Here is a 13,884-nt window from a genome sequence, read left to right as displayed (position 1 = left end):
AATTTCAAGAAAAAAATCAACCCAATAATTCGTGATGGCTGGAATTTATTTCTCTGACACGTGAAATTGGTTCAGATAGAGGATCGTGTCCACCGTATCCCCATCGTCAAGAAACGGCAGGCACAGCGTGTCATAGGTTTTATAGTCCTTCTCAGGCGACCAGGCCAGTGGCAGGCCGATAATCAACATGGGCTGCACCTTGGAGACCATCCAGCGGGCGCGGCGGATCAGCAGTTCGGTATTCGGGTAATCGTCGACATAGTGACCGGTCGCATCATACCCGATGGCACCCACAAAGGCGGACCCCATCAGGCGACACTTCATTCTGAACGGATCATAGCTGACATCAAAGATTGTCAGAAACGGCAGATATTCACTGATATTCATAGGCGACAAGGTGGTCCGCGGCGGGGCCACCTTGTTACCTCGAAGGTCCTGCCACATCGCCAGGAACCGGTCCGCCAAGGGCCAGCTGTTTCCAGCAAGATCACGACCGATATATACCTTTGCCGGAACGGACAGGCCGATCAGGGTTTCCAGGCTATCGGGCGCTGGCTCTTGGGTCATTCTTCCTCGTTCAGTTGTGCCTCAATCCATTCATCGATCCGGCTTTCCAGAATATAAAGCGGGATACCCCCCGCAGACAGGACCTTATCATGGAATGCCCGCACATCGAACTTGTCACCCAGGGCCTTGGTTGCCTTCTCGCGCAGTTCCACGATCTTCAACTCTCCCATCTTGTAGGCCAGCGCCTGGCCCGGCCAGGCAATATAGCGGTCTACTTCCGTGCGAATATTATGCTCGGACAAAGCTGAATTTTCCGTAAGCAGCTGGATGGCCGCTTCCCGCGTCCAGCCTTTTGAATGGATGCCGGTGTCGATCACCAGGCGGCAGGCGCGCCACATCTCGTAGGTCAGGCGGCCAAAGCGCTCATAGGGCGTCTCATACAGGCCCATTTCTTCGCCGAGCCGTTCGGAATAGAGGCCCCAGCCCTCGCCGAATGCATGCGGATATTGGCCCAGGCGGAATTCAGGGACGTTTTCAAGCTCCTGCGACAGCGCGATCTGCAGGTGGTGCCCCGGCACTGCTTCATGGAGCGTCAGCGCTGGTAGCGTATAAAGCGGCCGTTTGTCGAGCGCATAGGTATTCACCCAATATTCCCCACCCCGCGGCGCATCCAAGGGCGCACCCGAATAGCGGCCGGTGGTGTAATTTGGTGCCAGAACGGCGGGCACTGGTTCCACCCCGTACGGCTGGCGCGGCAGCTTGCCAAACAGCGCTGGTAGCTTGCCGTCAGCCTTTTTGGCCAGATAGCTGGCGACCATCAGCAGTTCTTTTTCTGTCTTGGCATAAAACTGCGGGTCGGTGCGCAGGAAGGTCAGGAATTCCGCAAAACTGCCTTCAAAGCCAACTTCTTCGATAATGGCTTCCATGGCTGCCCGGATACGCGCAACCTCGCTCAGGCCAATCTGGTGCACTTCATCGGGGAAAATATCAATGGTGGTATAGTAGCGCACCATATCCTCATAGTAGGCCGCCCCACCCGGGACTTCGCTGATGCCCAGGCTTTCCCGTGCAGCAGGGTAATAAACGTCATGCATAAAGCTGGCGAGTGTGGCATAGGCTGGCAGGACATCGTCCTTGATGACCGCCCGCGCCTCTGCCCGCAACGCTTCTTTCTGCTCATCCGTCAGGCTTGCTGCCATATTGACAAAGGCCCCATAGAAGGAACTGTCCTCCGGTGCGCCTTTGGCCAGCACGTCAAAGCTTGGCATCAGGCCCTTGAGCACCACCTTGGGCATGGTGAAGCCTTCCTGCAGGCCCGTGCGCATGTGAGCCGTGTTTTCTGCCAGGTAACGCGGCAGGTCCCTCATCCAGCGGATATAGGCCTGATAGTCCGCCACTGTCCGGAAGTTGATGGATTGCCAGGCACGCGTTGGATAAGTGTGGAAGCCGCTGTCGCTAAAGAGCGGCTGGCGCCATGTACGGTGTTTGGAATTCAAGAGGCGGCTGTCGATCATGTAGCGGAACATGTCATAGTTCAGCTGGCCTTCTTCATCCAGCCGCTTGCGTTTTATGTCGTCCAGGCGCGCAAGGAACTCCCGGTTCTTTTCTGCCCGGCGCATTTGATCCTCAAGCGCAAGGGAGCGAAATCGGTCTGCAACAGGACGCGGCTTGCCGCGCGGGCCAGTCCCTGGGTTTTCCTGGTAATAGAAGGCGCGCTCATCCTGCATCAGCAGCTGAAACTTTTCTTCGGCGCTTTCGCGTCGCTCCATGCCCGAAGCCGTCACACTTGTCAGCATTATCGCTGATGCCAGCACCCCAGTTTTAAACCATACTCCCATGGATCGTCCCCTTCCCGATTTGCGCCGATTGCCGCCTTATAACTTTCGTTCAGCAGCAAAGACTTGATGTTGTTTCCTTCATGCGAAACAATCCAGCGTCTGTCAAATGGGAGCGAAACATGTGGTATAAAAAAGTCGCCGCAGCAGTGGCGATTGTGACACTGGGGGCATGCATGAGTGAAACACCGGAAAAGCCTGAGTATGCACTTGTGATCCATGGCGGTGCCGGGACGATCACGCCAGACAAGCTGACGCCGGAGCTGGAGGCCGAAATCCGTGCTGACCTGATGGCAGCCCTGGCAGCCGGGGAAGCCGTTCTCAAGGATGGTGGTGAAGCGTTAGACGCCGTAACAGCCGCCATCCAGGTCATGGAGAATTCACCCCATTTCAACGCTGGTCGGGGGGCCGTGTTTACCGCCGAAGGCAAGAACGAGATGGACAGTTCGATCATGGACGGCCGCACGCTGGATGCCGGTGCGGTATCTGGTGTCCGGAACATCAGGAACCCCATCCTGCTGGCGCGGGCAGTGATGGAAAAATCGCCCCATGTGATGATGCAGGCGCACGGCGCCGAAGCCTTTGCCGCGACGCAAGGCATAGAAACAGCGGACGACACCTATTTCCACACTGATCACCGCTGGAGCCAATATGAAGACGCCAAAGCCAAAAAGGCCGGCCCCATGCTGGATCATGACGGCAAGCCTGCTGAAGGAGCCGATGCGACAAGCAGCGCAGACGATGGCCTGAATGGCGACTATAAGTTCGGCACCGTAGGGGCTGTCGCACTGGACAGAGACGGCAACCTGGCGGCCGGTACGTCAACAGGCGGCATGACCTACAAGATGCACGGCCGGGTGGGCGACAGCCCGATCATCGGTGCAGGCACATACGCAAACAACGAAAGCTGTGCTGTATCAGCGACCGGCCACGGCGAATTCTTCATCCGCGCGACTGTTGCCCGCAACATCTGCGCGCTCATGGAATATGCAGATCTCAGCCTGCAGCAGGCCGCCGACCGTGTGGTGATGGACCAGCTTGTGAAAATGGGCGGTGACGGCGGCATTATTGCAGTGGACAAGGACGGGAATATGTCCATGACCTTCAACACATTGGGCATGTTCCGCGGCACCGTCAGCAGCAAAACGGAAGCCGGCGTCGCAATTTATAAGGATTAGGGGCTAACCCCCGAGTTCATCCAGAAGACCATCAAGGGCGTCTACGCCACTTTTGTCTGGCGCGCTGGCAGGCTCATTGATGCTGCCCTTGCGGACTGGTGCCTTTTTGCCTTCAGGCGCGCCGTTTTTCGTCGCCTTGGGCGGCGCTTCAGGCAAGGCTGCAGGAATGTCTGTGGCAACGCCTTCCTTGACGATGGCGTGGATTTCTTCGCCCAGCACCTGGTTGATCACCATCAAAAGCCGTTTGCGGTTGATGGGTTTGGTCACCACATCCTCCATGCCGGCCTGCCGAAACCGTTCGATCTGTTCAGGGAACGCGTCCGCCGTGCACCCCACAATCGGCACCCTGGCCTTGTCACCGTCCATGGCGCGAATCCATTTTGTGGCATCAATGCCGCCAAGAACCGGCATCTGAATATCCATAAGGATCAGATCGAAATCCTGTTCTTCCGCCAGCCCACAGGCCTGCGCGCCGTTTTCCACTGCCACCAGCTCATGGCCAAGCTTGCCCAGCATATTGTCGATGATGCGCTGGTTGATCAGATTGTCATCGGCCACCAGGATACGCAGCTTGCGGCTGGCAGAGGCTTCGAGCACCGCCATATCGGACGAGTCATAGCCAAAGTCATCAACCAGATCCTCTTCACTGCCCTCACGGCACTGAAAGGTGAACCAGAAGCTGCTGCCCTCGCCCTCTTCGCTTTCGACACCAATCTCGCCGCCCAGAAGCACCGTCAATTGCCGACAGATGGCAAGCCCAAGCCCGGTACCACCAAAACGCCGCGTCGTGGACGCATCGGCCTGGGTGAACTTCTGGAACAAGCGCCGCTGTGCTTCCTTGCTGATACCAATGCCTGTATCGGTGACCACAATCTTGATTCCCAGGTCACCGCCAGAGCCATAATCGCGTGACGCATGGATGGTCACACCACCGACTTCCGTAAACTTGAGGGCATTACCCACCAGGTTGAACAGGATCTGCCTCAGGCGCGTGGGGTCCGTGATAACCACTTCTGGCACGTCTTCCCCGCATTCCCAGGTAACGTCCAGGCCCTTTTCCTTGGCCTTGGGCTCCAGGAAATGGATGGTGTCGGAAATCACTTTCTCGATTTTGGCAGCGTGAAAATCCAGTTCCACTTTCCCGGCTTCGAGTTTCGAAATATCCAGAATATCGTTGATGACAGTCAGCAGTGTCTGGGCGGATTGCTGCAGCGTCTGGGCGAAATAGATCTGGCTTTCATCCAGCTGCGTGTCCATCAACAGATCGATCATGCCAATAACACCGTTAAGCGGCGTCCGGATTTCATGGCTCATAGTGGCCAGGAACTCGGATTTGGCAACGTTGGCCGCCTCGGCGGCATCACGCGCTTTCGAAAGTTCATTCGCGAGCTTGGCGAAGGCCTCGCGCTGTTCCTTCAGCACCGCCTCGTTGCGGCGCTTATCCTGCACCACTTGCTGCAGGTTATATTCCACCTCGGAAAACTCGATCAATCGGGCCCGGGCTTTTTCCGCCGTCGTGCGTACCGTATCCAGGGCTTGCTGCAGATCCGGCCGGTTGATCAGCTCTTCCGATGCCTCGGCATACTGTATTTTATCGCCCGCCACCCAGCTATGCAGGTGCTTGAGGAAGTCTCCCTCGGGCTCAATCATATTGGCCTCGATATATTGGCGTAGCGCAAACCCGGCGATGCCGCCAATCACGGCGGTCGCCACCAGCGGCCAAACCGGCGGAACCGCTTCGGTGGCGAACAGGTAAATAGGCCCCGCAGCCACAACTGCGGATATCGCTGCTATCCAGGGGATGACTTTGACCATTCGGGTCATATGCGTTGAGCCATAAAAGCGGTGGTTGTTTTTGCCAGACTAATGCGTCGAAGCCAAAATCGCAATATATGTAACCAGATCGGGTATTTAGAACTGGATTCGACGGGTAAATCCACCGTCAACCACCAGGTTTGTCCGGGTTACCCAGGAAGCCGCCGGGCTGGCCAGAAACGCCACACAGTTTGCGACTTCCTGTGTTGTGCCAAGCCGCCCAAAAGGGTGCCTGGCCACGACACCGTCATAGGCTTCCTGCTGGGCGGCCTTCACCTGCCCCCAGAAACCATCGTCAACATGAACCGGGCCGGGAGACACAGCATTCACCCTGACCCCGTGCTGGGCCGCCAGGTCACCGAGCTGGCTAGAATAGGATATAAGGGCGGCCTTGGCGGTGTTGTAGGGCGCAGGGGCGCCCATGGCTTCAACGCCTGCGATACTGGCAATAATGACAATTGCCCCGTCACTGCCCTGTACCAGTTGCGGCAACAGGCTTTCGCAGCCCCGGACAGTGGCCAACATGTCCACCTCAAAAGCCGTACGCCAGCCTTCTTCCCCCTGCCCGGCGCCTCCAGATACATTGGGCACGAAAATATCAACACCGCCCATCGCTTTCGCGGCTTCTTCAAGCCACGCCAGATAGGCCTCAGGCTGCCGGACGTCCACGGCGCTACCCCAGACGTCATGACCGGCGTCGGTCCAGTCTTTCAGCCGGGCAGCCACTTCATCTTTATTTCGGGCACAGAAAGCCACCTTGGCGCCCTCCGCCAGGAAGGTCTGGGCAATGGCCAGACCGATACCGCGCGTGGCACCTGTGATGATGACGCGTTTGCCTTTAAGACCCAGATCCATAATCAGCCCCTTGTTGAGGCTTCCCCTAAAGCGATGCTGCCAAATCCCGCAGTTCGCGGCGCAGCACCTTGCCAACAGGTGACTTGGGAAGCTCGTTCACAAAGCATACAGTCTTCGGAACCTTGTATCCGGTCAAGTGTTCTCTGCAGTGACGGATCACTTCGTCATCTGTAAGGTCTTGATCTGCCTTGACAATATAGGCCACGACTTTTTCACCGGTCTCACCGTCCGGTGCCCCGACAACTGCGGCTTCCGCGACCCGGTCGAACCGTGTCAGCACGTCTTCAATGTCAGTTGGGAATACGTTGAAGCCCGATACGATCACCATGTCCTTCATACGGTCCACGATGGAAAGGTAGCCTTCTTCGTCAAAGATCGCCACGTCGCCGGTCCTGAGCCAGCCATCATTGATGGCTTCATCGGTGGCCTCGGCATTATTCAGGTAGCCCTTCATGATTTGTGGGCCCCTCAACCAAAGCTCACCCGGTTCGCCGCGCGGACGATCCTTGCCGTCCTCGCCCACGATCCGCACTTCAGTGCCCGGGATCGGGCGACCGCAAGTCCCCCGCCTGGGCGGCTGATCCAGCGGCATGGACGCGACAATGCAGGTCCCTTCCGTCAGGCCGTAACCTTCATAAATAGGCGCACCAGTGATGTCCTCCCAGGCGTCAGCTGTTGCAGGCTGCAGGGGCGCCGCACCAGACATGCAAAGCCTGAGCGATGTTGGTGGATTGGATGTAAACCATTTTTCCTGCATCAGGCCCAGATACAGCGTGTTCACGCCCGGCATGATGGTGATATCGAAATTCTCGAACACCGGCTTCAGATTTGAAAGCGGCCTGGGAACCGGCACCAGCACCACATGGATGCCCAGATGCATGCTGTTGATGGCGCCAACAGCCAGTGCATAAACGTGATAAAGCGGCAAGATCAGCATCAGCGCGTCATCAGGCTGCGCCGAAAAGGCTCCCTCCCGGTGATTGGCCTGCGAAATATTGCCCACGACATTGCGGTGGGTCAGCTCCGCGCCCTTGCTGCGGCCTGTTGTGCCACCGGTATATTGGAAGATCGCCACATCATCGAGGGTCGCGCCTTCGCGGTAAGCCTGAATGTTGACGCCGGTCGCCAGATGCTTGCGCCCCTTACGGATGATACCGTGGATCGAACCGGCCTTTTCCGCGCCAAAATCAGGCACGGCCTTTTTGATATACTTCAGCGCAAACCCAAGCAGGTGGCGTTTCATACCGGGGAAGAAATCAACCAGCGAAATGGGGTAAATGCGGCTGACGTCCGTGTCCTTGATGGACTCCTGCACCCGGTCACCGAAAACATCAATCACAAACCAGACCTTGGCGCCGCTGTCTTTCAGCTGGTGGTTGGTCTCGTCCGGCGTATAGAGCGGATTCACATTGGTGATAATCAGCCCCGCCTTCATGATGCCGAAAGCTAACACCGGATAGGCCAGCGTATTGGGAGACTGGATCGCTACCACGTCGCCTGGCTTCAGCCCCAGGTCTTCGCGCAGGTAGGCGGCGACAGCGTCGGAATATTCCCCAAGTTCCGTGTAGGTCATGGTGTGGGAGTGGCCTGTGGGCAGCACACAACTGAAAGCAGACTTGCCCCCGTGGGCGCGCACACAGTTGTCCACCATCTCGCCAAGGTGCCCCGCAAGCAGGTCCTTTTCAGTAAACGGCACCTCGTCCATCAACGTTCCCTCCATGTTACTCCCACTTCCCTAATAATAGCCCACTAGTCGGGGGCGGCTTCAAGTCTATTCATCAGCGCGTCCTGATTTTGGCAAAGTTCCCCAAACTCGTCTGCCATGCGGTAGCTCATATCCACCACCTGGCGCCAATAAGGCAGGCGCTCACTGTCTTCCATATCGGTAAAATTCTTGCGGTCCGGTATTCGGCCGTTTGGCAGGCTGGCAACAAACTCGTCTGTTGGCGCCAGGATCAGCTGCTGGTCCAGCATGTCGCCTGTCACCCGCCGCCTCTCGCGCGCCTTGTCGAACCAGCCCGGCACCAGATGGCCGTAGAAATGCGGATAAAGCACAATGCCGTCGTCATACTGCCACGGGATTTCGAAGTGATAGTCAATCACCCCGCCATCCCGGTATACGCCCTTGGGCGCCCCCATGATATCACGCACAGCCTCCACCACGAAAGGAATGGAGCCTGAGGCCATCAGCGCATCGTGGATCGCGTCAGCCTGCAGCTTCACATCGATCCGGCCGAAATCTGCCCAGGCGCCTGAGCAAGCCACACGGTCGCCCGAATGGAACACGGCGCGCTGGAAGAAGTTCCCCAGAAGCGGCCGGCTGATGCTGTTGGCGGCGAAAGCGCCCAGAAGCCCAGCGCCCTCAAGGAAACGCGATTGGCTGCCGGTTGCGCCCAAACAGCGTACTGCAACGATATTCAGGTTCCGCGCTTTGTTGGCGATGATGGCGTCCCGCACATCCGCGCCCATAATCTGGTTCAGAATGCGGTAGGATGCCTTGGTCACGGCTTCGGGTGTGGCGCCGTCTTCCTTGCGGTAGCTGAAATAGGCATCCTCAAAGGCGTTGAACATGGCCCCAGCATCCGGGTGGGACGCCAGCGTCATGCGCCAGGCGCCGATGGAGGAGCCCACCATGTCGATCGGGCCTTTGGCATCCTTCAGCCAGTCACCAAACACAAATTGGTCCAGCCCGCGCAGGATCAGCCACTTGGGGCCGCCCGAGGCGCCAACAACAAGCCGCACCAGGTCCGGGGTCAGCCCCTTTTCCTCTATGCGGCGGCGCGCTTCTTTTCCTGCGATCAGACGTAAGGCCTGCATACACTCCCCATTCCTGTTTGTGCCCGTGGTTTACGTTCACGGAAAGGAAGATACAGCCCTCGCGATCTTTTTCAAGACTAACCAGTCCAGAAATTTAAAAAACTGCCGAAGGAAAAGCTACTAAGCCAGACCAAGAAGGATGGATACCACGGAGCGCGCTTCGTTGGTCAGCAATTTCGGCGTCCGACATAATAGTTCCAACTCCGAAAGGCTGACCCACACGTTCCAGGGATCTTCAGGAACGGCTTTGCCGGTGGCCAGCTCTTCAACCCGATATCGGCATCGACTTTCCATGAAGCGTCCGCCTTCATCCGATTGCGCCACTTCGATAGAAGCACCACCCGAAGGGTTTGCGGCCAGGTCTTGCAACCAGGTGGGCAAATGCTTTGCGCTTTCCCGTTTAAAGCTGGGCCCGATTTCCACGCCGCCGGTCAGTCCGGGCTCAAGAGTGGGGCGCAACAGAAACTTTAGCAGGCCATCACGCTTCTGACAGAAAAGGATGACCTCATCCACGCCCGTTGACCGGAACAAGGGCTGGTCCCACTGGCTGCGCTCGCGGCCAGGCGCAAAGACCTCAAAATGCTCCACCACCAACTCGCGATGCTGATGCGCACATGAGATGTGTTTTTCTGTCATGATCCAGCCTTCAAGCGCATCCAGCGGACATGCGTGAACAACCAAGGACACCTCATGCCGAATGCTCTCGACTAGGACCTGCAGGTCAGTGGCTAACCCGTCCCGGCATTTCTGGTCGTATGACACGGCAAGCGCTTCACCAAAAAGGGACCGGGCCTTATTGCTTCTGAACATATCCCGCCCAGCCCCCACGACAGACCAGGGGCCCGTGGTGATCACTGACCGTGCATCAGTATTGATGGCATAGTCAGCCAGCAGCACTTCGCTGAGGTCCTGACTTGAACACCATCCGAACGCATCACTTTCGATCGGCAGTCGGTCGGACGCCTGCACCATGATGTTGCGGTTGAACTTGCGAAGAAACCGCGTGCCCTGTTCTGACTGAAGGCTATCGCTCAGATAGTCGCCCTCGCCGACAAAGTGATCCAGATACAGGGTTGGCGCCCCGCCATGTCGGCGCATATAATTGCTGAAAGTGGCTTGAACAGTGGGCGCAAGCTGGATGCTGTTTGTGTTTCCCGGCTCTCCTTTCGCCTGCAGCAACCATAGGGCCTCGCCCTCCTCAATATGAACCACAAAACCAAGAATGCCTATTTCAGGTTGGTTGATGATCGGCTGGGTGCATCCGTTCAGCGCATCAAGCGCAGCTGTAGTGCGCATCCCCTCAACCGAGAAGAACCCACCGGTTTTATGAACAAGTCGCCCCTCATTCATCTGCCATTCCTTGCTGTCGGCAAAGGCGATTCGCGTATGGCTATGACGGCTATTCTCGCGCAGGAAACGCAACCAGGGGATCATTCGCTCAGGCCCTTGTTCCAACGGGCATCGGTCGCCAACGCATCTTTCACAAAATGAGCAACCGATTTCCAATCTTTCCTAACCGGAAGTGTTTCGCCAGTCCTATGTTGCAACAGTCTCTTGATCCGAAACCCGGGCTTAAGCCCAATGATGTTGCAGGCCGCAGCAAATCCGTCCCAACCCTTTTCCTTGTATAAGCGGGTTGTCTGATCATTTTGAAGCGCTTCGAAAATCCAGAAGTCATCCTGCTTTTCGAAAGTGTGGGAAAAAAGATCGGCACTTTGCCGCAAAATCGATACATCGCGGTCAACACGTCGCCGAAAAACAGCGAGGTCTTCATTCGCTAACAGATCAAGCCAATATTCCTGCTCGGTGCTTTCCTGTAGATAGGTATCCGTCTTATCGAGCTTGCCCTGCTTGAAGGTCTTTTCAGCAAAACAGTATATTGCCGTCACTGTGTCTTCAAAAACTATAGCGGCATCTGCGCGCCAGGCGCGCAGTATCCAGTCTTCAAGCGGCGTGCGATAAATATTTGTAGCAGGCCGCCAGGCTCCTACCCGATGCAACAGGTCAGACCGGAAAACCCAGCAGGAAACCGGCTCAAAATAAACCGGCCCCATTGCAAAGCCTTCTTTGAAACTGCGCCCTTCCGGGCTTCGTCCCCGGAATCCAAACCTCATTTTACCGGTAGACGCATCAAGCGCTTCCACAGAAATCGCTGCGGCACTGCAAAGAAAGTCAGCGCCCTCTTTTTCCAGCCGCTTCAGCGCAATTTCGAGATGATCAGGCAACCAGATGTCATCATGGTTGGCCAGGGCAACATATTCTGTTTGGGCCGCATACATGCCAGCTGTGTTCGGGCCGCCTTGTTCTCCGCAGCGTTCTTCCAGATTGACATAGAAGATGCGTTCATCGTCGAAGGCACTAATAACCTCGCCGGTTTCAGGACCACAGCAATCACCAACCACCAGCAAAACCCAGTCCTTGACCGTTTGGTTCAGGACAGACTGGATCGTCCTGCGCAGCAGCGCCGGTCGGTTATGTGTTGCAATAACGACGGTTACACGCGCCATGGTTCCCCTCACATCAGTCGCGTGCCTTTTGCCATGACGCTCCAGAAAAAACAATTGTCAAAAACAAAGGCCGCGACATGACTGCCGCGGCCTCCACATTCAGGCATGCAATAAGCTTATGGCTTCAGGATCACTTTGCCCTTTGCCCGACGTTCGGAAAGGCATGCGAAGGCATCCACCACATCGTCCAGGGCAAACACATCGTTCACCAGCGGCTTGATGGTGCCTTTTTCGAACATGCCGAACATATCGATCATATTCTGCATCTGCACCTTCGGGTTAGCGCGGGCGAAATTGCCCCAGAAGACGCCAACGATGGAGCACTGTTTAAGCAGGCATAGATTGAGCGGCGGACGCGGGATATCACCTGCGGCAAAACCGATCACCAGATGACGCCCACCTGGCGCCATGGTCCTGAGCGCGGCTTCGGTATAATCGCCGCCCACGGGATCGTAGATCACATCCACGCCCTTACCGCCGGTGATTTCCTTGACCCGGTCCTTCAGCTCTTCCTTGGAATAGTTGATCAGGTGATCAGCGCCCGCGTTCTTGCAGAATTCAAGCTTTTCGTCTGTGCTGGCCGCCGCGATCACGGTCGCGCCCATGGCCTTGCCCAGTTCAACGGTTGCGAGGCCCACACCGCCCGCGGCCCCCAGAACCAGCAGCGTTTCGCCCGGTTGGATATCCGCGCGCTGCTTCAGCGCGTGATAGCTGGTGGCATAGGTGATGGTGAAACCGGCAGCCACTTCAAAGGGCATGCTGTCGGGCATTGGCACCAAAGTCATGGCAGGCGCCACGGCTTTTTCGGCAAACGCGCCCTGCTGGTTGAAGAAAATCACCCGGTCACCGACCTTCACATTGGTGACACCCTCGCCCAGTTCGGCAACGACGCCCGCGCCCTCGCCGCCCGGCGTGAACGGCAGGTCTGGCTGGAACTGGTATTTGCCCGCCACCATCAAAACGTCAGGGAAATTCAGCCCCCCTGCTTTAACGTCGATCAGCACCTCGCCCTTGCCTGGGGTTGGATCTTCGATCTCTTCAACTTTCAGATTGCTGGCGTGGCCCAGCGCGTGGCAGCGAACCGCTTTCATAATCTCTCTCTCCCGGAAACAAAAGGCAGGCCCCTTGAGGCCCGCCCTGTATTACATCAGATATTGGCTTATGCCACCTCAAAGAGGCCGGCTGCGCCCATACCGCCGCCCACACACATGGTGCAGACAACATATTTGGCACCGCGGCGCTTGCCTTCGATCAGCGCGTGACCAACCATGCGCGCACCTGACATGCCATATGGGTGGCCGATGGAAATGGCACCACCGTTGACATTCAGAAGCTCATTCGGGATGCCCAGCTTGTCACGGCAATAAAGCACCTGCACAGCGAAGGCTTCATTCAGCTCCCACAGGCCGATGTCATCCATCTTCAGGCCGTTCTTCTCAAGAAGCTTTGGAATGGCATACACAGGGCCAATGCCCATCTCATCCGGCTCAAGGCCAGCAACCGCAATGCCGCGATAGATGCCAAGCGGGTTCAGGCCGCGCTTTTCGGCTTCCTTGGCTTCCATCAGAACGGATGCAGACGAGCCGTCAGACAGCTGGCTGGCGTTACCTGCCGTGATGGTACCGCCTTCAATCACGGTCTTGAGGCCATTCAGGCCATCAAGCGTGGTCTCAGGCCGGTTGCCTTCGTCCTTGTCGAGCGTCACATCGTGGAAGGTCATTTCCTTGGTTTCTTTGTTCACCTGCACCATCTTGGTAGAAATCGGCACGATTTCGTCGTCGAACTTGCCAGCCTGTTGCGCCGCAGCCGTGCGCTGCTGGCTCTGCAGGCCATATTCGTCCATGGCGTCACGGCCAATACCATAGCGTTCCGCCACAATTTCCGCCGTCTGCAGCATCGGCATATAGGTGTGTGGGTGCATTTCCACGAGCGACTTGTCCACGGCCTGCCAGCGGTTCATATGCTCGTTCTGCACCACTGAGATGCTGTCCTGGCCACCACCAATGGCGATGTCCATGCCGTCAGAAATGATCTGCTTGGCCGCCGTCGCGATCGCCATCATGCCAGATGAGCACTGACGGTCCATGGTCATGCCCGATACGGTAACCGGCAGGCCCGCGCGCAGCGCTGCCAAACGGCCAATGTTGGCCCCTTGGGAGCCTTGGGTCAGGGCGCTGCCCCATACCACGTCTTCGATTTCGCCGCCTTCAAGGCCAGCACGCTTCACCGCGTGAGCAATTGAGTGCGCGCCGAGGGTTGGTCCGAGAGTGGCATTCAGGGCCCCGCGATAGGCTTTGCCGATCGGCGTCCGGGCGGTTGATACGATTACTGCTTCCCGCATGGGAGTTCTCCTTGTTTGGTCTAAGCGCC

At 57.2% G+C, this 13,884-nt stretch carries 11 protein-coding genes; 1 reads left to right on the top strand and 10 read right to left on the bottom strand.

The features are described 5' to 3' along the window. Nucleotides 1-45 precede the first annotated feature (45 nt). Nucleotides 46-567, bottom strand: coding sequence for a hypothetical protein (locus B3Z17_RS17595; protein ID WP_286831041.1), 522 nt, complete (start codon nt 565-567; stop codon nt 46-48). Continuing rightward, the gene (locus tag B3Z17_RS17590; protein WP_286831040.1) at nt 564-2,345 is read right to left on the bottom strand and encodes a DUF885 domain-containing protein; all 1,782 of its coding nucleotides are present in this window, start codon (nt 2,343-2,345) and stop codon (nt 564-566) included. Before B3Z17_RS17590 ends, B3Z17_RS17595 begins: the two co-directional genes overlap by 4 nt. A gap of 119 nt (nt 2,346-2,464) precedes the next feature. On the opposite strand from B3Z17_RS17590, the gene B3Z17_RS17585 reads away from it, so the two are divergent. Then, nucleotides 2,465-3,520 (top strand): isoaspartyl peptidase/L-asparaginase family protein, encoded by a 1,056-nt coding sequence (locus tag B3Z17_RS17585; protein WP_286831038.1) that lies wholly within the window; start codon nt 2,465-2,467, stop codon nt 3,518-3,520. Between the two features lie 3 nt (nt 3,521-3,523). Here B3Z17_RS17585 and B3Z17_RS17580 read toward each other — a convergent pair whose 3' ends face one another. The 8 genes from B3Z17_RS17580 to B3Z17_RS17545 form a co-directional block, all read right to left on the bottom strand. Further along, nucleotides 3,524-5,335 (bottom strand): ATP-binding protein, encoded by a 1,812-nt coding sequence (locus tag B3Z17_RS17580; protein WP_286831037.1) that lies wholly within the window; start codon nt 5,333-5,335, stop codon nt 3,524-3,526. 96 nt (nt 5,336-5,431) lie between these two features. Beyond that, on the bottom strand, nt 5,432-6,190 hold the full coding sequence (locus B3Z17_RS17575; protein WP_068306760.1) for an SDR family NAD(P)-dependent oxidoreductase: 759 nt from the start codon (nt 6,188-6,190) through the stop codon (nt 5,432-5,434). A 25-nt stretch (nt 6,191-6,215) separates the two neighbouring features. Beyond that, entirely contained in the window at nt 6,216-7,910 is a 1,695-nt protein-coding gene (locus tag B3Z17_RS17570) for an AMP-binding protein (RefSeq protein ID WP_286831035.1), read from the bottom strand. Nucleotides 7,911-7,939: 29 nt separating this feature from the next. Further along, on the bottom strand, nt 7,940-9,007 hold the full coding sequence (locus tag B3Z17_RS17565; protein ID WP_286831033.1) for a hypothetical protein: 1,068 nt from the start codon (nt 9,005-9,007) through the stop codon (nt 7,940-7,942). 120 nt (nt 9,008-9,127) lie between these two features. Then, the gene (locus B3Z17_RS17560; RefSeq protein WP_286831032.1) at nt 9,128-10,441 is read right to left on the bottom strand and encodes an NDP-hexose 2,3-dehydratase family protein; all 1,314 of its coding nucleotides are present in this window, start codon (nt 10,439-10,441) and stop codon (nt 9,128-9,130) included. Further along, entirely contained in the window at nt 10,438-11,514 is a 1,077-nt protein-coding gene (locus B3Z17_RS17555) for a glycosyltransferase family 2 protein (RefSeq protein WP_286831030.1), read from the bottom strand. The genes B3Z17_RS17560 and B3Z17_RS17555 overlap by 4 nt, the downstream gene beginning before the upstream one ends. A gap of 116 nt (nt 11,515-11,630) precedes the next feature. Further along, the gene (locus tag B3Z17_RS17550; RefSeq protein WP_286831028.1) at nt 11,631-12,605 is read right to left on the bottom strand and encodes an NADPH:quinone oxidoreductase family protein; all 975 of its coding nucleotides are present in this window, start codon (nt 12,603-12,605) and stop codon (nt 11,631-11,633) included. A gap of 68 nt (nt 12,606-12,673) precedes the next feature. Then, nucleotides 12,674-13,855 carry an acetyl-CoA C-acyltransferase gene (locus B3Z17_RS17545; protein WP_068306772.1) on the bottom strand — a complete coding sequence of 394 codons (1,182 nt, stop codon included), beginning with the start codon at nt 13,853-13,855 and terminating at the stop codon, nt 12,674-12,676. Nucleotides 13,856-13,884: the final 29 nt, after the last annotated feature.

The sequence above is a fragment of the Kordiimonas sp. UBA4487 genome (assembly GCF_002389025.1).
In the GTDB taxonomy this organism is placed as follows: domain Bacteria; phylum Pseudomonadota; class Alphaproteobacteria; order Sphingomonadales; family Kordiimonadaceae; genus Kordiimonas; species Kordiimonas lacus.
Note: the sequence above shows the minus strand (reverse complement) of the source record. Positions and strands in the feature narration are given on the sequence as shown.